The following is a 23,107-nucleotide window of genomic DNA, read 5'->3' as shown; positions in this document are numbered from 1 at the left end:
AAACTATATCATTACCTTTTTTTTGTGAAAGGAGCTTTGTGATGGAACCGACCATTTATTCCCTCTTTCCCCCATTACTCATGATCCTTCTTGTCTTATTAACAAGAAAAGTTCTATTGTCACTTGGTGCAGGAATTGTTGCTGGGGCATTAGTTATTCATGACTTCCATATAATGAATTCCTATCAAGAAATCGTAAATGCTTTGAAAGGGCTATTCATAGACGAAGGTGCTATTGCATTAGGAAGTATATATTTAATTACCTTTTTACTATTCCTAGGAATTGTAACTGCTTTTATGACTGCTTCAGGAGGAACAAAAGCTTTTGGAGAATGGGCAATTACAAAAATAAAAACCAAAAGAGGTGCTCAGTTACTTCCATCAACACTAGGAATTGTAATTTTTATTGATGATTACTTTAATAGTCTCGCTGTTGGACAAATTGCGAGACCTCTTACTGACCGACATCGAGTTTCTAGAGCAAAATTAGCCTATATTATTGATTCCACTTCCGCACCAGTTGCTGTTTTGGCCCCAATTTCTAGTTGGGGAGCTTATATCATAGGTACTATTGGTGGTATCATTACTGCAAATCAATTAGGAGCTTACCAACCATTAGAATCTTTTTTGACAATGATACCGATGAACTTTTACGCCATAACTGCTGTTGTATTAGTTTTTGTCGTATCGAGTACTAATCTTAATATAGGAGCAATGAGAACACATGAATGGAGAGCGGAACAAACGGGAGAACTAGTAGATCCAAATAGAAAAGATATACCTGGAAACTTAACGGATGAATTTCTATCTGTTAAAACTGGACGGATAATTTATCTGGCTATTCCAATTGTTACTTTAATAATTGCGACTGTTGGTGCAATGGTTTGGACAGGAATACAAAACAGTAAAGAAGAAGACTTATCATTAATAACTATTTTTAGTAATACAGAAGTGAACTTTTCGTTGTTTCTAGGTGGCTTATCAAGTATTGGCGTTTCATTTCTACTTTATGTCTTGCAAAAAGGGGTAAAGAGTTCCATTTTGAACGTATTTGCTCAAGGAATTAAATCAATGCTCCCTGCTATCTATATTTTACTATTAGCTTGGATGCTTGGTTCCATTATTGATGTTTTACAAACGGGTGAATACTTGGCAATTGTTGTAGAGGAAGCTAAAATAAATGCATCCTTTCTTCCAGCTATCATTTTTGTAATGTGTGGGTTAATGGCGTTTGCAACAGGCACTTCGTGGGGAACTTTCGGAATCATGCTTCCTATAGCAGGTGAAATAGCAGTAAATACGGACGTACAACTGTTTTTACCTGCACTAGCCGCTGTACTTGCTGGTTCTGTTTTTGGTGATCATTGTTCACCAATATCAGATACGACAATTTTATCTTCTACAGGTGCCGGATCTAATCATATTGATCACGTCCAGACACAACTACCTTATGCCATCCTCGTTGCGATAGGTTCCATTATTGGGTACATTATCCTAGGGTTTACAGGTGAAATTGTTTTATCCCTATTTACTTCTATTATTATGGTTGTTGTCGTTGCTATCGTACTGAAATACATGCAGAAGACATATTAATTAACTTTACTTAGATAAAGTCCTTCATATGAAGGACTTTTTTGTTTTTTTATTATAAAAATCAAAACTAAATTGGCAAGGAAATGGTACTTTTACCATTAATAGAATATTACAAAAACTCTTTGACACTAGGACAATATGTCTGTATAATACAGACAAGTTTAAATAATCTGAAAAGATTAAAAATTTAAAAACATTCCCTTTGCTATTTTGTCATATATTTTTATTGCAGGGGATAAAACAAAAAGGAGGTATTTTTATGGAACGTTCTCAATGGGGTACCCGTGCCGGATTTATATTGGCGGCTGTTGGTTCTGCAATTGGCCTGGGTAACATTTGGCGTTTCCCTTACGTTGCCTATGACAACGGCGGTGGGGCATTTATCGTGCCTTATTTAATTGCTCTATTTACAGCAGGTATTCCGATTTTAATTATGGAATTTACGATGGGGCATAAATATAGGGGATCTGCTCCTTTAACCTTCTCTAGAATTCACAAAAAGTCCGAAGCGGTTGGTTGGTTCCAAGTTTTTGTTTCATTTGGTATTTCTACTTATTATGCTGTTATTATTGGTTGGGCTTTAGCTTATTCTTTTTACGCCTTTAATTTATCTTGGGGCGATGACACTGGTGGCTTTTTAATGGGAGAATATTTAAAAGCTGGTGATGTAGGAGCTGTAGGTAGTTTCGTTCCTAGTGTATTAATCCCATTACTAGTTGTTTGGGCAGTAGTACTTGCCTTTTTATTTAAAGGTGTTAAAAAAGGTATTGAAGTTGCAAATAGAATTTTCATTCCGACACTTGTGGTATTATTTTTAATTATTGTTATTCGAGCAGTTACATTACCAGGTGCTGGAGATGGTTTAGATGCTTTATTTACTCCAGATTGGTCACAGCTAGGGAATGCAAAAGTTTGGACTGCAGCATATACGCAAATATTCTTTAGTTTATCTATCTGTTTCGCGATTATGATTACTTATTCTAGTTACTTACCGAAGAAATCTGATATTACAAATAATGCATTCATTACTGGTTTAGGGAACTCTGGTTTTGAATTACTAGCTGGTATTGGAGTATTTAGTGCTATTGGATTTATTGCTTATGCAACAGAAAGTGCAGTAGGTAATTATGCTGCTGATGGTGTAGGTTTGGCGTTTGCTGTATTTCCACAAATCATTAATGAAATGCCATTCCTAAATGGAGTGTTTGGTTTCTTATTCTTTGCTTCATTAGTATTAGCAGGTATCACCTCTTTGATTTCAATATGTGAGACTTTTATTGCAGCGTTTCAAGAGAAGTTTAATATTACACGTGGAAAAGCAGTTGCGGTAGGTGGAGGATTATCAGCTCTTATTTCCTTAATCTATGCAACAGAAGGTGGGGTTCACTTCCTGACTGCAGTTGACCGTTATGTATTAACAGTTGGTGTAGGACTTGGTGGACTAATACAAGTACTTGTTCTTGCTTGGGCACTTCGTAAGGTTAAAGATTTCAAAGAACATGCTGATGGTTTATCACAAATTAAATTAGGTTCTTGGTGGACAATTTGTTTAACGGTTATTACACCAGTTTTACTCGGTTATATGATCGTTCAGCAATTAATTGATGACTTTACTGCTCCATATGTTGATGGGTATCCACTTTCTCTTATTGGACCTTGGGGAATGGGTGCACTTGGACTTGTAATCGTACTTGCATTAATTTTCACCGCTTTCAAGTGGAAGCCTGGATTAGTTGAGTCCGAGTCCGTTAACGCAGATAAGGAGGTTAGTGGATAATGTCAGGGATGGCTATTGTGATGATGTTGCTAAGTATGGTTTTGATTTGGGGAGGCTTAGGTGCAAGCATCTATAATGCTGTAAAATCCTCGAAAGAATAAAATAAAGGATTGGGTAGATTTGCACTCTACCCAATCCTTTTTCATTTTAATGTGTTCTGGAAGCTCTTTCCCATTTCCTTAAATATGGATAAGGATCAAACGACCATTCCGTATTCCCATTGTCTCTGTACATACCATAATGCAAATGTGGTGGGAATTTACCAGATGTGCCTTTTGGCCCATAACCTGAAGCTCCGACATACCCGACAATATCTCCAGGTTTTACGACTTGCCCAACTTTAACGTTTTTCTCAAAACCATTTAAATGAGCATAGTAGTGGTAAATATTTCTCGTATCCCGTATCCCAATGCGCCAACCACCATAGCGATTCCAGCCTTTCATTTCAATCACTCCATAAGTAGTAGAACGAACTGGAACCCCATAATTCGCAAAAATATCTGTACCCTCATGAATTCTTCTACCTCCGAAGCCTCTTGGATCGCCCCAAGTGTTACGATAACTGTAGTTAGCGTGAATGGGCACAGGAAAAACATTATCTTCTAATTCTAGTGTTTCAAATGTTTTATAAACTTTTGCCATATTCATAATGGTTTGTACGGATAATTCACGTTGATAGTAATTCCATATTGCGATTTTGACATCTTGTTTCGTTTTTCCATAGCTTAAAAGGTATTCTGCCATGGCATGAAGAATGTCTTCATCATTTGTACTATCTGCATAATTATCCCCATCACCATCTTTTCCAAATCCATTGAATAACTCGATAATGCCTATATGTTGTCTGTTAGATTCGTTAGGATTTAACCTTCCGTTCCATTTATCAGAAGGAATAGTGATTCCGATAAGTCCCGATTTTGAAGCAGTTTCTTTGTGAATATTTCTTTCGTATTGATCAATAGCAGCGAAATAATACCATGGAATTTGAGTTAACGCCTCTGTCTTTTTATACAAAGCATAACGCATTTGAAGCTTATCTTCATTTGATTCATTTTCAGCCACAATATTTTTTTGTAATGTACTTAAGATGCACATTACAATCAATAACTGAATAAAGACCTTCATGTAATTTCACCTCAAGAAACAATTGATAACCCTATTTTTTGAAAGTTCGTCAAAATAATGAATAGAAAATATTTGTAATAATTGTTTTGAATAATTCACCCTTGCCTATCTAGGCAAGGGTGAAATCCATTAGTCACGGTAATTCATTCTGTGGTCTTCCTCACTGTACTCTCCACCTTGAGGGGATTGCTCGGTAAAACGCTCAATAACACTTTCAATGGCCAGAATTGTGCCGGTCTCTGTTGTGGTGTTATTGCTAAGGCTTTGTAGATCTGTATAGGCAGTAGATTGGTCAGAAATATAGACGTGATACCAACGTGGTAGAAATGATAACGTTGTTTTTTTCACATCTTCAGCAGCTCTTTCCCTTTCTACGCCGTCTGCTGGTGTGTATGCTACAAGTGTGTGGCTATCTGTTACTAGTGTAGCTGCCTCTTCAATGTCATCTAAAGTTAACAAAGTCTTTGTAATCATATTTGCCATTTTTTCACGATCAATTTTTGGAGCGAAATTCTTTTCTCGTTCCATATCAAGTTGATTTTCGTTGTAACGAACATAACCGTATTGTGTATCTTCTTTTTCTTCCGTTATTCGAGTATTCATATTGTCAGGTGTTGTTCCGTGTAGTGTGTCTGTTTCATCACCTAACCCTTTTTGATTTGCACATCCTTGAAGTATAATGGTAAATATACATAACCCTATAAATAAAAGGCTTTTTTTCATTGTAAACATTTTGATCCTCCTCTTACGTCTTTTACGAATAGTTTGCGTCAAAAAAATATCTTCATGCTAAAAAATACGTTCTATTGTAAAATGAAAAATATGATACACTAAAAGCAGGTGATAAACATGATAGAATTTTTCGGAAAAAATTATGAAGTGATTGACAATTATAGGGATGGGTTTCAAGAGGAAGTTGTAAAAGAGCGATTTAGTGATATTTTAAGTAAGTATGATTTTATTGTCGGTGATTGGGGTTACGGTCAACTCAGGCTCCGAGGCTTTTACGATGATCAAAATCCAAAGGCAACTTTTGATACAAAAATTTCTACATTAGACGATTACTTATACGAATACTGTAATTTTGGTTGCGCATATTTCGTAATGAAGCGCTTCGACCAATAATTAAAGCTCCATAGACCTTCTATGGAGCTTTTGTTATGTGTTCTATTGATTATCTTCTGGAGGTTTTATATCTTCATCTGGCTCATCGTGTGTAGGATGAGCTTGAGGGAATTGTCTTGGTAGATCTTCATGTAAAGACTTATTCTCGTAATTAAATCCTGTATAGTGTCTTTGACCTTCAACAGCTTCCTTATTTTCAACTTTATCGAATTCATTAATTGGCGATCCATAAGGCCCTTCTGGTAATTCCTCTGGCACTGCATATTTACGTTGTACTTCTACCGGAGCGAAATCATCGAATTCAAGCTTGTCATGATCAAATTTTTTATCATATTTATTGTTTTGATCAACCACGAAAAACCCCTCCTTTACACAATAGTATGAGCAAAAGAGAGGTATTTCACACACGAAAGATTTTTAGTTCTATCGTTATTGCCCTTGGCGTGGTGCTAGTCTGCTTTTATATCAAACGACTTCAATTAAAAAATCTCTGAGTTCATCAGCTTCAATTTCCGTAAGGTTATAAGCATGGGCTAAGTAGTGATGGTCTTCTAAATCGTCAGGACCTAAAATGGCAAATCTGTTGCCAAGCAGATTCAGTACGACTTTTTTTCCATAATATTTATTTGTAGTTATAATTGCTAGGTCGTATCGTTTTGAGTCACCCATAAAACTAACAAAGCGAATTTCTGCATTTTCTTTATCATCATATAAAAAGTGACGGATTTCTTCCATGTTATCAACTCCATTCCTGTCATGGTCTAATTCTATTACATCTATGATAGCAAAAATAACCAATTAATTAAAATGTGTATTGTTTTTTCCTGTGTAAGGTAAGTTATGATACTATATTATCAACATACCCATCTGCCTGATTACGGAATGGAGGAATAAAATGTATTTTATAGATCGAAACAAACTTGAGCAATATTTACTATACATGGATGGTATACTCCAACAAGTACAACATCACCAATTTGAAACATTAATTGAAAAAATGGGATTGGAAAGAATGGCACAAGTGATTGTTGAATCAATGATTGATGTCGGTAATATGATGATTGATGGATTTATTATGCGTGATCCGGGAAGCTATGAGGACATTATCGATATTTTAGTGGATGAAAAAGTTTTACCTAATGAAGAAAGTAATGGATATAAAGAGATTTTCCAACTAAGAAAGATGCTTGTTCAACAATATATGGATGTGAATCATGACCAACTTTTAGAGACGTTAAAAAGAAATGATTCATCATTAGAAATGTTCAGCACAAGGATTAGGAAATATTTAAAAGAAGAGCTAGGACCTGTCTCTGCTTTCTCTAATACGGAACTAGAAGAGGAAAAATAAGTAATGGAATGAAGAGAGGGTAAGAAATTGAAAAGTTATAAAGGGTACTTAATTGATTTAGACGGTACAATGTATCTTGGTCCAGAACCAATACCTTATGCAAAGGAATTTATTGAAGCATTAAAGGAACAAGATATCCCCCATTTGTTTGTGACGAATAATTCTTCTAAACGTCCTGATCAAATCGTAAATCATTTACTTAATATGAACATTCCAGCAACGGAAAAACAAATATTTACTACTAGTATGGCAACAGCTTCTTATATTGTAGGACAACATTCAAAAGCAAAAGTTTATGCGATAGGGGAAGTAGGCTTAATCGATGCCCTTTCTGATGTGAATATTGAATTAGTAGATGAAAAAGCTGATTATGTTGTTATCGGTATTGACCGAGATATTACTTATGAAAAGCTTGCCAAAGGGTGTTTAAATATTCGAAGTGGTGCAACCTTCTTATCAACAAATGGAGATATAGCAATACCAACAGAGAGAGGGTTCCTCCCAGGGAATGGGTCTTTAACTTCTGTCTTAGAAGTGTCCACAGGTGAAAAACCACTTTATATTGGAAAGCCTGAGCCTATCATTATGGAATTAGCCTTACAGGAATTAGGATTAAAAAAGGAAGAGGCACTAATGGTAGGGGATAATTATAAAACGGATATTATGGCGGGAATTGGTGCGGGAATGGATACCCTTCTTGTCCATACGGGGATAACCTCTGAAAAAGATTTAAAACAATTTAACCCGCAGCCTACTTATACAGCAAAAACATTAAATGAATGGATACCAAATATTTAAAAAAGCACCATCATAAGGATGCTAATCCCAATGATGGTGCTTTTCCTTTTACAAGTAATAGGGTCCTAAAATCATTGTATATAAAAGAAATTGTAATCCTATAAAGTAAATATATTTACCGCTACTACTCCATTCTCGGTTAATGAGTTTTACACTGAGAAGGGCGATTATGGCAAAGCTTAAAATAAAGAAAATATCATTTCCATCAAATTTTAAAAAGGATGGAGCGTGTACGTAAGCCCCTCTGTCAGGGAAAAGATGATTTTTAAATAATAAAGCGCCTGCAATATAGACTACTACTCCCCCATAGAAATAGATAGGTTTCTCAATAGATGCGTTACTTTGTTTTTGTAGTAAAGCAATGATAGCAAGATAAATGATTGGGAAAATGATCCACATTATAAGTAAATATAAAACAAAAATAGAGGTGGATAGCATTCCTATACACATCCCAAAGGCCACTAAATACTCTTCAAGCGTTGTTTTATCCGCCTTTTCAATCACATTGGGATTATTAGAGGCAATAAAAATACTATTCTTGCTATCACTTTCTAACTGCTTCCATCCAATACTATTTTTGCCAATGAAAAAGGGGTTACCTGACATATGGTAGGTATTGCTTAAACGTTCAGTCTGTATATCTTCCCCTTCTATAAGCATGGAATAAATGTTAAAGGCTTGATTTTCATTTGTCTCTTTGTAGGTAAAACCTATACCCCTAAACAGAAACTCTAACTTTCCATCTATTGTTCTAAGCTGAAAGTGATCGATTCCTCTTAAAGGTGCATTTGTTATTGGATCATGTGGATAAATCCTGGACAACACTATATTTGGATTCGAAAGATCTGTTTCCGATACATATAAAAACGTTTTTTTGTTTTGCAGACTTTGTGTTTCTGAATGTAATCCTATAAACAACTTTTCATCATGAACGGTAAACAAAATATTTTGTATTTGTTCACTTATTCCTAATTCAATATTTTCATAATGTATTTCTTCGTATTTATCACTTTTCATACGAAAAATAGTTAATTCACCAGACTCCAGTCTCTTTGTATACGCCATAATATAATCAGCATCATTTTTAAGAAACTTAATTGGATAACTTGTTGTTGCTACCTCTTTTGTTTCACCTGTTTCGACTGTAAGTTCAAAGATAGTTTGTCCCTTCGTATAAAAAATGTGTTTACCTTTAGAAGCAGGGACAAATAAGTCGGCTTCATCAATGATTTGATTCGTGTTCCCATTAATGATGGTGTTGTTTATAAAAAAGAATTGATTGTCGTTTTCAATATAATAGGCATCCCATTTTTTCATAGGACTTGGGATTGTCTCTTCATTCAATAACTGATAGTTTGCATCATATGTCTTTCTTAAAATCCTTCCTTCCTCAACGAGAATGATTTCTGTTTTATCCTCTATAGAATGGATGATAGGAGATAAATACGCATCCATCGTACCAACTTGTATTTCACGACTCCAATTCTCAGAAGGCGGTTCCGTAAATCTATATAAGTTTGTAAAATATAAAATACTTAAGCCGATAAGCGTTATCATTAAAGGAATAATCCAAAATAATTTCTCTCTTAGTGTTTTCATTTTGTCAACCTCTCTAGTAAAAAGAATATGTGTTTATTATGCCAAAATAATTCTATCACAAATTAAACGATTCCATTATATTGGGAAAATTGCGACTTTTATAACAAAGAAAAACCATTACCAACAATGGTAATGGTTTCCGTAGCTTTAGAAATAATATGGACCAAAAAGCAGTAAATAAATAATCATTTGCAAACTAATAAAATACGTATATTTTCCTACTGTGCCCCAGTCTCGTTTAATAAGTAGAACACTTATAAACGCAAGTAAAGCAGAGCCAATAATATAAACGATGTCACTTCCTTCAAAAGTTAAGAAAGAAGGAGCGTAATTATATCTTCCATGAAATAAATGATGTCTAAACAAATATGCACCGATTAAGTATGCAAGAACACCACCATAAAACACAGATGGCCTATCAAGGAAGTTTATATCACCTTTGCGCTTTAATACAGAAATGATCAGTAAATAAATGATAGGAACAGTGAGCCAAATGATCAGAATATATAAAATAAATACTGAAGTAGATAACATTGCCACACACATACCTAATGCAATCAAGTATTCTTCTGATGAAATAGTGTCTGCTTTTTTAATAGCATCAGGATTGCTGGATGTTACGTAAATATATGGGCTTAGTGCATCTTCTTTCTGACTCCATCCTATACTATTTTCATTAATAAAAAAGGGATTATTTGATACCTTGTAAGTATTGCTAAGACGTTCAGTCGTTATGTGGTTACCATTAAGACTCATTAAATAAATATTTAAAGCTTGGTTTTCTTTTGTTTCCTTAAATGTAAAACCTACAGCTCTGAACAACAACTCAACACTTCCATTATTGGATCTTAGTTGGAATTGATCTAGCCCACTAAGTGCACCTTTTGTGACAGGATCATATGGAGATATTCTACTGAAATTTAGTTTCGGATCCGATAATACAGATTGACTCATGTAAAGGAAAGTTTGTTTGTTTTTATTTCCTTGTGTTTCGGAATGGATACCTACATAAAGATTTTCGTTATCTGTAGCAAACAAGATTTTTTGGATATCTTCACTTAAGCCCAATTCAATGTCTTCACTAAGTATAGGTCCTTTTTCCACATGATAAATGCTTACTGATGCTGCTTGTAAATCATTGGTGTAAGCCATAATATAGTTTTCGTAGCTCAACAATTCCTTAATAGGATGTGTAGTTGTCATTATCTCTTTTGTTTTATTTGTTTCCATGTTTAATTCAAAAATCGTTTGCTCTTTTGTGTAAAGTATTTTGCTCTCATTAGCTACAGGTACAAAAAGTTCTGCTTCAGTAACAACTTCTTCGTTATTTCCATTTATAATCGTGCCATCCTTAAAAAAGTAAATGTTATCACCCTTTAAGTAATAATCAGTCCAAGAAGTGAAGGGTGGCGTAATAGCTTGTGTATCAAGCAATTCATATGTATTATCATACGTTTTCTTTTGAATGACTCCATCTTCTACTAGAGCTATTTCGATATTATCTGCAGTAACATGAATAATAGGTTTTGTAAATTTATCGGCCGTTCCTACATTTATTTCCCGACTCCAATTTTCTGAAGGGGGTTCTGTAAACCGTTGTAAATTGGTAAAGTACAAAATGGCAAGTCCGACTACAATGATGATTAAAGGTATTAACCAGAATAATTTCTGCCTAACGTTCTGCATGTTTTTCTCCTCTCCCTGAAAAAACAATAATTGGCAATACCTTATGATTTTACAATTTTTTTAATATTTAGGCTACTATTTTTTTTATTCTACATCTTCTGCGCTATGAGCAAGTCGACTGGAAGCAGCTGCTGCTATAGCTCCTACAATATCATCTAAAAAAGTATGACATTCCCCTGAACTTTTATCATTCAATTTTTTCAAAATTCCTGGTTTTTGTTTGTCGATATAGCCATAATTGGTGAAACCGATAGATCCATACACATTAATGATCGATAAAGCAATGATTTCATCAACTCCATATAAGCTTTCGTCTTTTGCAATAATTTCCTGTAAAGGCTCTTCTAATTTATTTTGTTCCGCAAGAATATCAAGCTGAATACCCGTGATGATGGCATTTTGTACTTCTCTTTTTTCCAGAACCTTTTCTACATGGTACTCACAATCCTCCATTTTTAATTCGTCATGATATGGTGATTGTAAATAATAAACTAATTCACCTATATCTTTAATCGTTACTCCTCTTTCATATAACCAATCCTTGGCCTTTTGTTCAATCGGACTAATTGTCTTTTTCTTCATTTTTTCTCCCACCTTTACACATTCAGATTTAATTACACGCATATATTTAATACCAATGATAAGAAAGGGGCATCAAGTTCATGAAAGAAATATTAAAAAGGTATTTTTCCTATCAATTTCATCATGAAACAAACATAGCAGGATATAAGGCTTATCAAGAGTTAGATGGATGGGTGCTCGTTTTTCCTGCCGATTATGTGGATGAAAACTATATTGCAGAGCAACAAGTTATCGCTAACTTTCTCCAGGATTCTGGTTTTACAAATGTAACAACTCCAATTAACTCGAATAGTGGAACCTATATAGTTCCTATTGATGGAGAGTATTCTGTTTATTTGTGTCATGTCAAGTCACTTTCCTCTGGTAAGCATCATCAGGATCTTAATTCCTTTTTGAAGGAATTTCATTATGCTGGTCATCGTTTTCCATATACCCCTGTTTATTCGAATCGTTACGGACAATGGAAAACAAATTGGGAACAAATAGTAGACCAAATGGATTTCCTTAGGCAAAGCTTGATGGAGAAAGCTACCATTACAAATTGGGAAAGGTTATGGATTGAAAGTTGTTTCTACTTTATCGGCATGGGTGAAAACGCTATTCAGTTTTTACAGGAGAGCGAAAGCAAAAACTATAATCAATTTGACCAACCCGTATTTACCTTTGAAAGAATTAACCCACTCCCCCATAACAATGTCATTGTCGCTAATAGGATTGTTCATGATCATCCATCAAGGGACATTGCAGAATGGATAAGACATACCATTTTAAAAGAAGGTAGGAATGGTATATCAGTAATTTCTAACTTTTTACACCAATATGAGCAGGAACGAAATTTTAGCTTGTTCGGCTGGCGTTTATTATTTGCAAGGCTCTTATTTCCTATTCATTTCACCGATTATACAGATATGGTCTTACGCACGGACGGGGGCACAGATATTAACTATAAGGATTTTAAAGATTTTCTTAGCTATCAAGCAGAATATGAGTACTGTTTAAAGGCATTATTTAGAGAGCGTGATCAATATGGACAGGAAAAACTTCCGGAGGTTGAGTGGATTTATAATTGATGGCTAGGAAATGTGCTACTATTTAGTTAAAAGGTATAAAGGATTGGTACGAATGGATAAACGTATTGTGATAAGTAGAAAGTTGCCAGAAACAATTATTTCTCCTTATGTGAACACTTACATGATCACGATGTGGCCTGATGAGGATAAAGTGATGGAGCGGTCTTCTTTATTGAAGGATGTTTCAAAGGCAGATGCCCTATTGTCGATGCTGACGGATAAGATTGATAAAGAGGTCATTGATCATGCAAAGCAACTAAGAATCATAGCAAATATGGCAGTAGGCTATGACAATATTGATGTAGATTATGCGAGAGAAAAAGGAATAGTCGTTACAAATACCCCTGATATTTTAACCGAGACAACGGCTGATTTGACATTCCTTTTAGTATTGGCAACGGCAAGAAAATTCGTACAAGCTAATCGATATATAATAGATGGACAATGGAAAAACTGGTCTCCTTTTTTATGGGCTGGAACAGATGTACATCAAAAAACAATCGGAATAGTAGGGATGGGAAGAATAGGTGAAGCTGTTGCCAGAAGAGCAAAAGGGTTTAACATGGACATCTTATACCATAATAGGAATCGTAAAGATAAGGCTGAATCTGAATTAGGTGCTCACTACGTTTCTTTTGATCGGTTAGTTGAAAAAGCAGACTTCGTAGTGAGTATGACCCCATTGAATGAACATACGAAAGATATGTTTAATGAAGCTGTATTTAAAAAGATGAAGAAATCAGCCATCTTTATCAATACTTCTAGAGGGGGCGTTGTGAAGGAAAAGGATTTATACGAGGCTCTTCAGAATGGAGAAATAGCTGGAGCAGGATTAGATGTTTTTAAAAATGAACCGATTAATGAAAAACATCCACTTTTGCAGTTAGAGAATGTTACAGCATTACCCCATATCGGTTCGGCAACAATGGAAACACGTACAGCAATGGCTCAATTGAGTTTAGAAAATATAGACTTAGTTCTCAAGGGGAAAAAACCCAAAACACCTGTTAACTAAACAAAGCGTATAGAGGTTTCTCTATACGCTTTTAAATAGGCTCTTTTCGTTCCATCGTATGAAGGAGTGTGAATGCATTCTAAGTTTGTTTTAACCGCTTATGTACCAACTCTTTTATATTTAGGCTGTATTTTCTGTTTTACACAATATCCTTAAACTGCGAAGTAACTTTGTAATTTGGTCAGTGCTATACGACCGCTTCGGCAGAATACTTCGCTTTCCACGGGCACGGCCTCAGCCTCCTCGCGGAAAACCACCGCTGCGGGGTCTTCAGACACGTGCTATCCCGTAGGAGCAGAGTTATAAAGTGCATTGACTACTAGTAGGTAAATATTTACAAAAAACTCTAGCGAAGCGTACTCTTATTTTACTTTTATTGTAATAAATGGATTATTAATCCTATATAATACAAACTAATTTTTTTAAAAAAGACCAAAAGAGAATCCTAAACATTGGTACATCAACTTTTCTGGAGGGAGTCTGCGTATTCTGCCTACGCTAAGATTGATTTTCTGATTCAAGGATAGTGGTAAACCATATAGGCATGTTAGATTAATTCTTCTTTATTAATACGACTATATTATTAACTTTCCTTTTCCCAATTCATCCGTACATTAAAGATAAGCACATGCTTAGCGAAGGAAATACACGTAGACTCCTACGGGACAGCGAAGACGTTGAGACCCCACAGCGAGCGTTCTGTGCGAGTGAGGAGGCTCAGCGCGAGCCCTAAGGTGCGCGTAGTGTATTTCCGTAGCGGCTGGAATTAAAGTTCAATGGTTACGTCGCATTTTCTATCAACTGCGAAGGAATAACAACTTAAAAAGTAACAAACTTTTAGAAATTAAAACTTAGAATCTGGTTTATAAAATGTTCTTACATTGGATTCTGTCACTTTAATACCTGGGATGATGTATTTTTTGTTTGAGACTTTTGTCCAGTTTCCTTTAAGTGGTACATCATTTAAGGATTTTGAAATAAAATCAACTGCTGTAGCACCCATGTTTGGAGAATACGTTACAGAAACAAGGATTCTAGGGAATTCCTTTCGTTGGATCATTTCATATACTTCTTTCATTCCAGCACAACTTAATATACGGATATCTTTTTCTTTGCCTAAATCTCGAACGGCTTTTACAATCCCTATCGTCATATCATCATCTTGGGAGTAAATAAATTCGATATTATCGTGTTGTTGTAATAATTTTTTCGTTCGTTTATAAGCTTTTTCTCGATCAAATTCTCCAAATTCACTTGCTACTATTTTAATTCCTGGATATTGGTTGATTTTCTCCACAAAGCCCTTTCGTCTAATATCCGATATTGGAGCGTTTACTCCTTTTATTTCTATGATATTTGCTTTGTATTGACCTTTTTCTTTTTCCAACGTTTGCAAAAGAACTTCTGCACATCCCTTTCCAGTTTCTTCGTTATCGCCACCTATGTAGGCAAAATAACGGTCTGTATTTATTTCTCTATCTAAAATTAAAACTTTGATACCTTGTGCGGTAGCTTGTTCTACTAGTTGGGAAACAGAGTCATCATGTGGAAGTAGCAGAATTGCATTCACCTTATGATGGATAAAAGTAGATAAATCCTTTTTTTGTTGTGAAGCATCATTAGAAGTTAGTAACAATGTGTCTATGTTGTCATGGTTAAAGGCTTCTGCCTTTGTGTTTGCTACTAATGCACCCATCCAACCATGATAAGCAGTAGGTAAGGACACACCTAATTTAAATTCTTTTGACGTATCAAACTGACTTATGTATATTCGTAAATCTTTTGCATGTTTGTTTAAGCGCTCTGACATGTCCTGAATTTGCTTCATAGAAAGTAGATTCTCTTCTGATGCAAAGGCTACTTTTTCAACCTGTTTCATATTGCTTTCTGAAATCACACTTGTTTCCTGCATTAGCATAGATACGTCACTAGAATTATTAGAGATTTTTTGTGAAAGGTCGGCTAATGAATTGAATTCACTTGATACATTTTGGATGGAGTCTAAAATATTTAAAAACTTTTTACTCGTGTCATCTGCGACAGCTGTTCCTTTTTCTGTTTCCTTTTCAACCACATCGGTATATTCTACAGCTTGGAGAGCATTTTTACTTACTTCATTAATAATAGTGGAAATCTGACTAGCGCTATTACCTGATTCAACGGCAAGCTTTTTAACTTCTGCTGCTACTACCATAAAACCTCTTCCATGTTCACCTGCTCTGCTTGCTTCAATACTAGCGTTTAGAGCTAATAAATTAATTTGACTTGATATGGAGGTAATGACCTCAATAATGCTATCAATTTCTGAAGTGTGCTCATTTAATTTTTCAATAAATGACGATAGGTTTTGGACAGATTGATTGATATTTTTCATTTGTTTTATGTTTTCTTCAATATAATCTTTTCCTTCTTCCGCCTCTTTAGAAGCAGTTGCTGTAACAAGGGACAGACTTTCTATCGTTTTTTGCACTTGGTCAATGGTTCCCTTCATATTCTCCATAGCGTGCAAACTACTTTTTGCTTTGCTCGTTTGTTCAGAAGACCCCTTACTTATTTGCTGAATGGCATCAGCTGTATGATCAGAAGTATCTCTAATTTCTTTTACGCTAAGAGAAAGTTCGTCAGAGGATAAAGCAACCTCATCTGATAAATGTATCGTTTTACTAATTAAGTCGTTTATTTTCTTGGAAAAGTCGTCGAAGGAGTTAGCAATTGATTCGATGTCATCAAAAGGCTTACTATCTTTCGTCTTTAGCTGTGCACTCGCCATTTGACTAGTAGCTTTTACTATTTCGGAAAGCGGTTTCAAAATAGTTTGAGTTGTTATGTAGGCAATTAACCCCAATAGAACTAGTAATACGGTAAAACTCGTATACAAAACAACCTTGTTTTTTATAAAAAAAACGGCTAAACAACCTATCAGCATAATTGTAAAAAAAAGAAAAAAAGAACTATACATTTTAAGCTTTAATCTTTTCATCAACCCACCTCCAAATAGTGTGTAACTTTCCTCTATTGTACATTTACTTTAATATTTCGACAATTACTTTCACGATTTATGCTTTTCCACACAAAAAGAAAGTCGAGAATAAAAAAATCCTTTATACTTCTTGAAATAAGGTTGATACTTTTTAAAATTCGCGATATAATGTCTACCACATAAATACAATTGTGCGCTATTGGGATACAATTAGTTGTGCTTTAGGAGGAGAAAATATGCTTAAATGGAACGGTCTTATCGATTATTATAAAAATTGGTTACCAATTAATAAGGAAACCCCTTCTCTCACGCTTCATGAAGGGAATACACCGCTTTTGAAGCTAGATAAGCTTTCAGCGCTCTTAGAATCTGAAGTGTATGTGAAAGTAGAAGGCCATAATCCAACTGGTTCCTTTAAGGATAGAGGGATGGTATTGGCTATTGCAAAGGCAATGGAAGAAGGTTCGGAAGCTGTTATTTGTGCTTCAACGGGAAATACGTCTGCATCAGCAGCAGCCTTTGCTGCCAAGGCTGGACTAAGATGTATTATCGTTATTCCAGAGGGAAAAATTGCCCAAGGTAAATTAGCGCAAGCTGTTATGTATGGGGCAGAAATCTTCTCTATTCAAGGGAATTTTGATGATGCGTTAAAAATAGTCAAGGAAGTTAGTGAGCAAGAAGCAGTTACGTTAGTTAATTCGATAAACCCTTATCGTATTGAAGGCCAAAAAACAGCTGCGTTTGAAGTGTGTGACCAATTAGGTAAGGCACCAGATTATTTATTTATCCCTGTCGGTAATGCTGGCAATATAACAGCTTATTGGAAAGGATTTAAAGAATACCATGAAGCGTATGGTTATCGTTTGCCACATATGATGGGTTTTGAAGCAAGTGGAGCTGCTGCTATAGTGAGAAACGAAATGATACCTAATCCTGAAACAATAGCGACTGCAATTAGAATTGGAAATCCTGCAAGTTGGAAATCAGCTGTTGAAGCAGCACAGCAATCAGTTGGAGAAATTAATGAAGTTACCGACGATGAAATAATCGATGCATATAAATGGTTAGCAAAAAATGAAGGTGTGTTTGCAGAGCCTGGTTCTTGTGCTTCTATTGCAGGGTTAATGAAAACAAAGAAAGCAGGAAAGCTACCTAGTGGCAAGGTAATTGTTTCTGTTTTAACTGGTAATGGTTTAAAGGATCCTGTTGTAGCGGTGGATTCTAGTGAAATTAAACCCGTTATTTTACCGAATGACTATGAAGTGATTAGGAATGAGATAAGAAAGAGTGTATTTATATGAATCAAAAATGCTTTCGGATAAAGGTTCCTGCCAGCACTTCAAACATTGGTCCCGGTTTTGATTCTATTGGGATTGCCCTTAATCTTTTTTTCACTATAGAATGTTCTCCTGGAGAACAATGGTGTTTTATTCAAAAAGATGACAACAACAGGCATATGCCTGAAGGGAAAGACAATCTCATTTATCAAACTGCTTTGTTTGTAGCACATAAATTTGGGTTTACTTCGTTGCCACCGTATCATTGTGATGTTTTTAGTGACATACCTATTGCTAGGGGCTTAGGAAGCAGTGGTGCTGTAACGGTAGCTGGAGTTGAATTAGCTAACCAAATTTTAGACCTAGATTTACCAATGAAAAGCAAACTTCTTATTGCATCAGAGCTTGAAGGACATCCTGATAATGTTGTTCCCTCTTTTCTAGGTGGATGTGTAGTAGCTTATTATAATAGAAAAGATTTGTATTACGTGAAAAAGAACCAAATGAATACTGTCGACTTTGTTTCTGCTATTCCTAACTTTGAACTAAAGACCAAAATGGCGAGAGAAGCTCTACCGAAAACATTATCCTTTTTGAATAGTATTGAAGGGAGCGCAATAGCAAATATGTGTACTGCAGCTATCATACAAGAGGATTATGCTATGTTAGGAGAGATAATGGAAATGGATTTATTCCATCAGCCCTTTAGAAAACAGTTTATCCCACACTTTGATGAACTGGTAGGATATATGAGGGCGGAGGGTGCTTATGGCACTTTCCTAAGTGGAGCAGGACCGACTATGATTAGTATTTTTAAAAAACATGAGTCAAAATTACTTTTGGAAGGTTGGAAAGAGAAGTATCCAAATATAAGATGGAAAATATTAAATGTGGAAGAAGAGGGGATGAAGGTCGAAGTAAATGTTTCTTCTGCACAAAAAACACATTAAAAAAAGAGCTGGTGATTTATACACCAGCTCTTTTATATATAATTAAAATACTTGTTCAACTTCGCGAACTCCTGGAACTTCTGCAACCAATGCACGCTCAATTCCAGCTTTTAGTGTTATGGTTGAGCTTGGGCAGCTTCCACAAGCACCCATGAGACGAAGGCGAACAATGCCATCTTCTACATCTACTAATTCAACATCCCCACCGTCACGCAGTAAGAATGGACGCAGTTTGCCTATAACTTCATTAACTTGTTCAAACATCGACCATCTTCTCCTTTCTCACTCTATGTCTATTATAAAACCTTTTTATAAAAAAATCTATTCTGGACAACTTGTTTTTCAATTATTTTGTTTGGGAGATAATATAGAATATGCATATGTTATGATGTTTCAAAAGCTTTTTTATTTTATCTTTATTTCAACCTTTTGTAAAATAACAATATAATGTTTAAGTCAGTATTAACTTAAGTAGGGGGTCTTTTCATGGGAAAGACTGTGGAAATTACAGTTTATGGGGCCGATCAACTGTGCCCAAGTTGTGTAAATTTACCAAGTTCCAAGGACACGTATGAATGGCTACAAGCTGCTATCTCACGTAAATATGGAAATGATGGGATAGAATATGCTTATATAGATATATTTTCTCCACCAAATAATAAAAAAAATCAAGAATTTGCACAGCGTGTTGTAGAGGAAGAATTTTTTTACCCGGTTGTTTTAGTAGATGATGAAGTAGCAGGGGAAGGGAATCCAAAGCTAAAAACAATTTATCAGTTACTTGAACAAAAAGGGATTAACCAAGTCGAATAATAAATGAGACTCTTTTCCTAAAGATTGTTGTTGTTTTTCCCTGGTGCCGATGTTCCACTCCTGTTTATTAGGAGTTCATTGTAAATTTTCGTAAGTTCTGGGCTTTTTTTAGGAGTTAAGATGGAGTTATTAGGAGTAAGTTACAGTGTATCAGGATTTCTTGTTAGTTTATTCGCTGTTCCTCTATGTTTATTAGGAGCTAATCATAAGTTACTCCGCATTTTCCATCTATTATGAAAAACGACAATCTATTAGAAAACAGCCAAATTAAAAAATGATTCATCAACATGGATAAGCGAGGAGTGAACGGGATGAATCCTATCATAGAATTTTGTGTAAACAACTTGGCAAGTGGTTCTCAAAAGGCGTTAGAAGAGCTTGATAGGGACCCAGACCTTGATGTTATAGAATATGGATGTACAAGCCACTGTGGGATATGTTCGATGTCTCTGTTTGCTATTGTAAATGGAGAATGTGTAACAGCTGATACTGCAGAAGAATTAGTGGAAAATGTTTATAAGCACTTAGAGGAAAACCCTTTATTTTAAAATTTAGTGGGGTGACTAGAAATGGAAATTTCATTTACAAAAATGCACGGACTAGGTAATAACTATATATACGTCAACACGTTTGAAGAACCGTTACAAGAAGAGCATTTAGGAGCAATTGCTAAATCAGTTTCGAATGTCCATACAGGAATAGGTTCAGACGGTCTGATACTAATTACCCCTTCCGATAAGGCTGAAATTGGTATGAGAATTTTTAATAAAGATGGATCAGAAGGAAAAAACTGTGGCAATGGACTTCGCTGTGTAGCAAAGTATGCTTATGACCATCAATTAGTTAAAGGTAAAAGTTTTCATATAGAAACAAAAGCAGGAATTGTGGAGGCTCATGTCCAAGTTGAGGATGGAAAAGTAATCTCTATAACAGTGGATATGGGGGAACCAATTCTTTCTAGAAAAGAAATTCCAATGCTTGGAGAAGATAAAAGTGAAGTGATCAAAGAAACGTTTATAGCTAATAATACAAAACTACAAGTGACAGCTGTTTCCATGGGGAACCCACATGCTGTATTTTTTGTCGATGACATAAATCAAGCCCCGCTATATGAATTAGGTCCTATTATCTCAACAGATGATCGATTCCCAGAGGGGGTAAATGTTGAATTTATTGAAATAATGAATCCTACAGAAATTAACTTTCGTGTGTGGGAAAGAGGGTCTGGTGTTACGGAGGCTTGTGGGACTGGTGCTTGTGCTGCAGTAGTTGCTGCTGTGTTAAATGGTTATAGTAATAAAGAGGATGAAATTTGTGTTCATTTAAGTGGTGGAGATCTTTGGATTACATGGTCTATCGATAACCGAGTATGGATGCGAGGGCCTGCAGAAACAGTTGCTAAAGGTGTCTTTATTTGGGAGTCTTAAAAATTGAACCAACAAATTATTGGTAGTATACTGGAAGAGAAGGAGGGTGAGTATTATGGCTTTAACCATTACAGATAATGCAAGCTTACAAATAAAAGAAATGATGCAGGACGAGGACCAGGCAACAGTACATCTTCGTTTTGGTGTAAAGGGTGGAGGCTGTAGCGGCTTATCATACTCAATGGGCTTCGATTATGACATAACTGATAAAGATGAAACGTACGAATTAAATGGAATCCCTATTGTAGTTAATAAAGAGGATATCCCCATTATAAAAGGGACTAAAATTGATTTTAAACAAAACATGATGGGTGGCGGATTTACAATTGATAATCCGAACGCTATCGTTTCTTGTGGATGTGGAACGTCTTTTAAGACTGCTACGAACACAGGCACACCGGAAAACTGTTAAATATGATATGAAGGGTTTTGGCTTCTGTTTGAAGTCAGAACCTTTTTTATTACGGTCTTTTTCATGTGAAAGATATATTAACGATAACTTAATGTGTGAGTCCCAACCGCTACGGAAATATGAGGATCCATAAATAAGAGTAGAAGAGAGTTGAAATATAGTCACTGTCATTTCCAAAAGACAACTATTTGATAGACATACAAAAAACCCTCCTTGTTCTTAACAAGGAGGATGAGTATTAATTATCAAACAGACTTGTAGAGTGTTTAGGTTGAACTTTTGCATCTGGATCAATATATGCCTTGGCGTTATTCACTGCGGTTGGTCCTTCCCCAAAGCCTGAAGCAATAAGGTTGACCTTTCCAGGATATGTACAAATATCACCAGCAGCGTATATGCCAGGTATATTTGTTTCCATTTTAGAGTTAACAACAATACTATTCTTGTCTAATTCTAGTCCCCAATTTTTAATTGGGCCTAATGAGGAAACAAAGCCATAGTTTACAATTAGTGAATCCACATCAATAGTTTCCGTATTTTCACCCTTTACTTCTTGTAAAACGACCTTTTCCACACGCTCTTCTCCAATTAACTCAATTGGGTTAAATGGAGTCTTAATATCAACGGATGAATTTTTCAGTCTTTCTACGCTATGTTCATGGGCACGGAAGCTGTCTCGGCGGTGAACTAATGTCACCTTTTTAGCAATTGGCTCAAGCATGAGAGACCAATCAACAGCTGAATCTCCACCACCACAAATTAACACATTTTTATCAGCAAAAGCATTCATATTTGATACATGGTAATGGAGATTCGTTGCTTCATACTTCTCTGTATCGTCTAATCGTAGACGACGAGGTTGGAAGGCTCCGTTACCTGCTGTAATAATAACTGCTTTTGTGTAATGAACTTCTTTATTTGTACTTAATTTAAAGGTACCATCTTCTTGTTTTTCAATGCTTTCAACTGATTGATCCACCACGATTTCAGGATCAAACTGGCCTGCTTGCTCCATTAAATTATCGACAAGTTCCTGAGCTCGAACCTTAGGAAAACCAGCAACATCATATATATATTTTTCCGGATATAATGCAGACAATTGACCGCCAATATGCGGTAAGCTTTCAATGATTTTCACGCTAGCTTGTCTCATTCCACCATAAAATGCTGTAAATAATCCTACCGGGCCAGCGCCGATTATTGTAATGTCATATACTTTATCTGTCACATTTATTTCCCCCAATTCTAATGTAGTTACTTCATTATAATATCTTACCATATTAACAAGTATACCGTGTTAGCTTGAAGAATACCTAAATGATATAACACGATTAAGAAGATGGATAAAGGCATTGTAACCAGTAAACGCTAATAGGTGAGTTTCCTTTATTTTAACATATACGCCTTCTTTTATCTTTTCCCAAGCCTCTAATTTCTGAATATTATTAAAAAAATCTGAAAAATCAGAAACGAATGAATTACTGCTTAAGGGTTGAAAATAAAAATAAAAAGTTCTATGATGTAGTGT

At 35.4% G+C, this 23,107-nt stretch carries 24 protein-coding genes; 14 read left to right on the top strand and 10 right to left on the bottom strand.

What is annotated here, in order from left to right; genetic code table 11:
* Positions 1-41 precede the first annotated feature (41 nt).
* The 3 genes from HNQ94_RS09305 (at position 42) to HNQ94_RS09295 (ending at position 3,470) form a co-directional block, all read left to right on the top strand.
* Positions 42-1,592 carry a Na+/H+ antiporter NhaC family protein gene (locus HNQ94_RS09305; RefSeq protein ID WP_174496189.1) on the top strand — a complete coding sequence of 517 codons (1,551 nt, stop codon included), beginning with the start codon at positions 42-44 and terminating at the stop codon, positions 1,590-1,592.
* A 259-nt stretch (positions 1,593-1,851) separates the two neighbouring features.
* Positions 1,852-3,369, top strand: coding sequence for a sodium-dependent transporter (locus HNQ94_RS09300; RefSeq protein ID WP_174496190.1), 1,518 nt, complete (start codon positions 1,852-1,854; stop codon positions 3,367-3,369).
* Positions 3,369-3,470: a methionine/alanine import family NSS transporter small subunit gene (locus HNQ94_RS09295; protein ID WP_174496191.1), complete on the top strand. Its 102-nt coding sequence runs from the start codon at positions 3,369-3,371 to the stop codon at positions 3,468-3,470. Before HNQ94_RS09300 ends, HNQ94_RS09295 begins: the two co-directional genes overlap by 1 nt.
* Positions 3,471-3,516: 46 nt before the next feature.
* Here HNQ94_RS09295 and HNQ94_RS09290 read toward each other — a convergent pair whose 3' ends face one another.
* Both HNQ94_RS09290 and HNQ94_RS09285 read right to left on the bottom strand, forming a co-directional pair.
* Positions 3,517-4,494, bottom strand: coding sequence for a M23 family metallopeptidase (locus tag HNQ94_RS09290; RefSeq protein WP_174496192.1), 978 nt, complete (start codon positions 4,492-4,494; stop codon positions 3,517-3,519).
* Between the two features lie 129 nt (positions 4,495-4,623).
* Positions 4,624-5,226, bottom strand: a complete 603-nt coding sequence (locus tag HNQ94_RS09285) for a YhcN/YlaJ family sporulation lipoprotein (RefSeq protein WP_174496193.1) — start codon at positions 5,224-5,226, stop codon at positions 4,624-4,626.
* 117 nt (positions 5,227-5,343) lie between these two features.
* On the opposite strand from HNQ94_RS09285, the gene HNQ94_RS09280 reads away from it, so the two are divergent.
* Complete coding sequence (locus HNQ94_RS09280; protein WP_174496194.1) at positions 5,344-5,619, top strand: YutD family protein; 276 nt, start codon at positions 5,344-5,346, stop codon at positions 5,617-5,619.
* A gap of 42 nt (positions 5,620-5,661) precedes the next feature.
* Here the strand turns inward: HNQ94_RS09280 and HNQ94_RS09275 are convergent, their stop codons facing one another.
* Positions 5,662-5,973 (bottom strand): cytosolic protein, encoded by a 312-nt coding sequence (locus HNQ94_RS09275; RefSeq protein WP_174496195.1) that lies wholly within the window; start codon positions 5,971-5,973, stop codon positions 5,662-5,664.
* 111 nt (positions 5,974-6,084) lie between these two features.
* Entirely contained in the window at positions 6,085-6,354 is a 270-nt protein-coding gene (locus HNQ94_RS09270; protein WP_174496196.1) for a DUF3055 domain-containing protein, read from the bottom strand.
* Positions 6,355-6,514: 160 nt separating this feature from the next.
* On the opposite strand from HNQ94_RS09270, the gene HNQ94_RS09265 reads away from it, so the two are divergent.
* Together HNQ94_RS09265 and nucF are read left to right on the top strand one after the other, a co-directional pair.
* The gene (locus tag HNQ94_RS09265) at positions 6,515-6,970 is read left to right on the top strand and encodes a DUF86 domain-containing protein (RefSeq protein ID WP_174496197.1); all 456 of its coding nucleotides are present in this window, start codon (positions 6,515-6,517) and stop codon (positions 6,968-6,970) included.
* 27 nt (positions 6,971-6,997) lie between these two features.
* A complete protein-coding gene (nucF, locus tag HNQ94_RS09260) occupies positions 6,998-7,768 on the top strand; it encodes a 5' nucleotidase NucF (protein ID WP_174496198.1) in 771 nt (256 codons plus the stop codon).
* Positions 7,769-7,816: 48 nt separating this feature from the next.
* On the opposite strand, the gene HNQ94_RS09255 is transcribed toward nucF, so the two are convergent.
* From HNQ94_RS09255 to HNQ94_RS09245, 3 genes are all read right to left on the bottom strand, one after another.
* Entirely contained in the window at positions 7,817-9,367 is a 1,551-nt protein-coding gene (locus HNQ94_RS09255) for a hypothetical protein (protein ID WP_174496199.1), read from the bottom strand.
* A 147-nt stretch (positions 9,368-9,514) separates the two neighbouring features.
* Positions 9,515-11,053: a hypothetical protein gene (locus tag HNQ94_RS09250; protein ID WP_174496200.1), complete on the bottom strand. Its 1,539-nt coding sequence runs from the start codon at positions 11,051-11,053 to the stop codon at positions 9,515-9,517.
* Positions 11,054-11,137: 84 nt separating this feature from the next.
* On the bottom strand, positions 11,138-11,635 hold the full coding sequence (locus tag HNQ94_RS09245) for a phosphatidylglycerophosphatase A family protein (RefSeq protein ID WP_174496201.1): 498 nt from the start codon (positions 11,633-11,635) through the stop codon (positions 11,138-11,140).
* Positions 11,636-11,715: 80 nt separating this feature from the next.
* Between HNQ94_RS09245 and HNQ94_RS09240 the strand changes: the two genes are divergently transcribed.
* Both HNQ94_RS09240 and HNQ94_RS09235 read left to right on the top strand, forming a co-directional pair.
* Positions 11,716-12,705, top strand: a complete 990-nt coding sequence (locus HNQ94_RS09240; RefSeq protein ID WP_174496202.1) for a YutH/CotS family kinase-like spore coat protein — start codon at positions 11,716-11,718, stop codon at positions 12,703-12,705.
* A gap of 52 nt (positions 12,706-12,757) precedes the next feature.
* Positions 12,758-13,720 (top strand): 2-hydroxyacid dehydrogenase, encoded by a 963-nt coding sequence (locus HNQ94_RS09235; RefSeq protein ID WP_174496203.1) that lies wholly within the window; start codon positions 12,758-12,760, stop codon positions 13,718-13,720.
* A gap of 844 nt (positions 13,721-14,564) precedes the next feature.
* Here HNQ94_RS09235 and HNQ94_RS09230 read toward each other — a convergent pair.
* The gene (locus tag HNQ94_RS09230) at positions 14,565-16,700 is read right to left on the bottom strand and encodes a methyl-accepting chemotaxis protein (protein WP_174497844.1); all 2,136 of its coding nucleotides are present in this window, start codon (positions 16,698-16,700) and stop codon (positions 14,565-14,567) included.
* Positions 16,701-16,936: 236 nt separating this feature from the next.
* Here HNQ94_RS09230 and thrC point away from each other — a divergent pair, with 236 nt between their 5' ends.
* Positions 16,937-18,001 carry a threonine synthase gene (gene thrC, locus HNQ94_RS09225; RefSeq protein WP_174497843.1) on the top strand — a complete coding sequence of 355 codons (1,065 nt, stop codon included), beginning with the start codon at positions 16,937-16,939 and terminating at the stop codon, positions 17,999-18,001.
* Positions 17,998-18,927 carry a homoserine kinase gene (gene thrB / locus HNQ94_RS09220; RefSeq protein WP_174497842.1) on the top strand — a complete coding sequence of 310 codons (930 nt, stop codon included), beginning with the start codon at positions 17,998-18,000 and terminating at the stop codon, positions 18,925-18,927. The genes thrC and thrB overlap by 4 nt, the downstream gene beginning before the upstream one ends.
* Before the next feature lie 42 nt (positions 18,928-18,969).
* On the opposite strand, the gene HNQ94_RS09215 is transcribed toward thrB, so the two are convergent.
* Positions 18,970-19,191 (bottom strand): NifU family protein, encoded by a 222-nt coding sequence (locus tag HNQ94_RS09215; protein WP_174497841.1) that lies wholly within the window; start codon positions 19,189-19,191, stop codon positions 18,970-18,972.
* A 222-nt stretch (positions 19,192-19,413) separates the two neighbouring features.
* Here HNQ94_RS09215 and HNQ94_RS09210 point away from each other — a divergent pair, with 222 nt between their 5' ends.
* The 4 genes from HNQ94_RS09210 to HNQ94_RS09195 all read left to right on the top strand — a co-directional run bounded on the left by HNQ94_RS09210 (position 19,414) and on the right by HNQ94_RS09195 (position 21,579).
* Positions 19,414-19,740 (top strand): YuzD family protein, encoded by a 327-nt coding sequence (locus HNQ94_RS09210; RefSeq protein WP_174497840.1) that lies wholly within the window; start codon positions 19,414-19,416, stop codon positions 19,738-19,740.
* Between the two features lie 311 nt (positions 19,741-20,051).
* On the top strand, positions 20,052-20,288 hold the full coding sequence (locus HNQ94_RS09205) for a YuzB family protein (RefSeq protein WP_174497839.1): 237 nt from the start codon (positions 20,052-20,054) through the stop codon (positions 20,286-20,288).
* Between the two features lie 21 nt (positions 20,289-20,309).
* Positions 20,310-21,167 (top strand): diaminopimelate epimerase, encoded by an 858-nt coding sequence (gene dapF / locus HNQ94_RS09200; protein ID WP_174497838.1) that lies wholly within the window; start codon positions 20,310-20,312, stop codon positions 21,165-21,167.
* A 55-nt stretch (positions 21,168-21,222) separates the two neighbouring features.
* Positions 21,223-21,579, top strand: coding sequence for a HesB/IscA family protein (locus tag HNQ94_RS09195; RefSeq protein WP_174497837.1), 357 nt, complete (start codon positions 21,223-21,225; stop codon positions 21,577-21,579).
* Positions 21,580-21,817: 238 nt separating this feature from the next.
* Here the strand turns inward: HNQ94_RS09195 and HNQ94_RS09190 are convergent, their stop codons facing one another.
* Positions 21,818-22,858, bottom strand: a complete 1,041-nt coding sequence (locus tag HNQ94_RS09190; protein WP_174497836.1) for an NAD(P)/FAD-dependent oxidoreductase — start codon at positions 22,856-22,858, stop codon at positions 21,818-21,820.
* Between the last annotated feature and the right edge of the window lie 249 nt (positions 22,859-23,107).

The organism is Salirhabdus euzebyi (genome assembly GCF_014207435.1).
Lineage (GTDB): Bacteria > Bacillota > Bacilli > Bacillales > Alkalibacillaceae > Salirhabdus > Salirhabdus euzebyi.
This window is presented reverse-complemented; position numbering and strand designations above follow the sequence as displayed.

Excerpts from the sequence above, each read along its gene's own strand:
- HNQ94_RS09210 (WP_174497840.1), top strand. The coding sequence starts at position 19,414 with ATGGGAAAGACTGTGGAAATTACAGTTTATGGGGCCGATCAACTGTGC.
- HNQ94_RS09195 (WP_174497837.1), top strand. The coding sequence starts at position 21,223 with ATGGCTTTAACCATTACAGATAATGCAAGCTTACAAATAAAAGAAATG.
- HNQ94_RS09190 (WP_174497836.1), bottom strand. The coding sequence starts at position 22,858 with ATGGTAAGATATTATAATGAAGTAACTACATTAGAATTGGGGGAAATA.
- HNQ94_RS09305 (WP_174496189.1), top strand. The coding sequence starts at position 42 with ATGGAACCGACCATTTATTCCCTCTTTCCCCCATTACTCATGATCCTT.
- HNQ94_RS09230 (WP_174497844.1), bottom strand. The coding sequence starts at position 16,700 with ATGAAAAGATTAAAGCTTAAAATGTATAGTTCTTTTTTTCTTTTTTTT.
- thrB (WP_174497842.1), top strand. The coding sequence starts at position 17,998 with ATGAATCAAAAATGCTTTCGGATAAAGGTTCCTGCCAGCACTTCAAAC.
- HNQ94_RS09250 (WP_174496200.1), bottom strand. The coding sequence starts at position 11,053 with ATGCAGAACGTTAGGCAGAAATTATTCTGGTTAATACCTTTAATCATC.
- HNQ94_RS09280 (WP_174496194.1), top strand. The coding sequence starts at position 5,344 with ATGATAGAATTTTTCGGAAAAAATTATGAAGTGATTGACAATTATAGG.
- HNQ94_RS09285 (WP_174496193.1), bottom strand. The coding sequence starts at position 5,226 with ATGTTTACAATGAAAAAAAGCCTTTTATTTATAGGGTTATGTATATTT.
- HNQ94_RS09300 (WP_174496190.1), top strand. The coding sequence starts at position 1,852 with ATGGAACGTTCTCAATGGGGTACCCGTGCCGGATTTATATTGGCGGCT.
- HNQ94_RS09270 (WP_174496196.1), bottom strand. The coding sequence starts at position 6,354 with ATGGAAGAAATCCGTCACTTTTTATATGATGATAAAGAAAATGCAGAA.
- HNQ94_RS09215 (WP_174497841.1), bottom strand. The coding sequence starts at position 19,191 with ATGTTTGAACAAGTTAATGAAGTTATAGGCAAACTGCGTCCATTCTTA.
- HNQ94_RS09265 (WP_174496197.1), top strand. The coding sequence starts at position 6,515 with ATGTATTTTATAGATCGAAACAAACTTGAGCAATATTTACTATACATG.
- HNQ94_RS09205 (WP_174497839.1), top strand. The coding sequence starts at position 20,052 with ATGAATCCTATCATAGAATTTTGTGTAAACAACTTGGCAAGTGGTTCT.
- HNQ94_RS09255 (WP_174496199.1), bottom strand. The coding sequence starts at position 9,367 with ATGAAAACACTAAGAGAGAAATTATTTTGGATTATTCCTTTAATGATA.
- HNQ94_RS09235 (WP_174496203.1), top strand. The coding sequence starts at position 12,758 with ATGGATAAACGTATTGTGATAAGTAGAAAGTTGCCAGAAACAATTATT.
- HNQ94_RS09240 (WP_174496202.1), top strand. The coding sequence starts at position 11,716 with ATGAAAGAAATATTAAAAAGGTATTTTTCCTATCAATTTCATCATGAA.
- HNQ94_RS09245 (WP_174496201.1), bottom strand. The coding sequence starts at position 11,635 with ATGAAGAAAAAGACAATTAGTCCGATTGAACAAAAGGCCAAGGATTGG.
- HNQ94_RS09295 (WP_174496191.1), top strand. The coding sequence starts at position 3,369 with ATGTCAGGGATGGCTATTGTGATGATGTTGCTAAGTATGGTTTTGATT.
- HNQ94_RS09290 (WP_174496192.1), bottom strand. The coding sequence starts at position 4,494 with ATGAAGGTCTTTATTCAGTTATTGATTGTAATGTGCATCTTAAGTACA.
- dapF (WP_174497838.1), top strand. The coding sequence starts at position 20,310 with ATGGAAATTTCATTTACAAAAATGCACGGACTAGGTAATAACTATATA.
- thrC (WP_174497843.1), top strand. The coding sequence starts at position 16,937 with ATGCTTAAATGGAACGGTCTTATCGATTATTATAAAAATTGGTTACCA.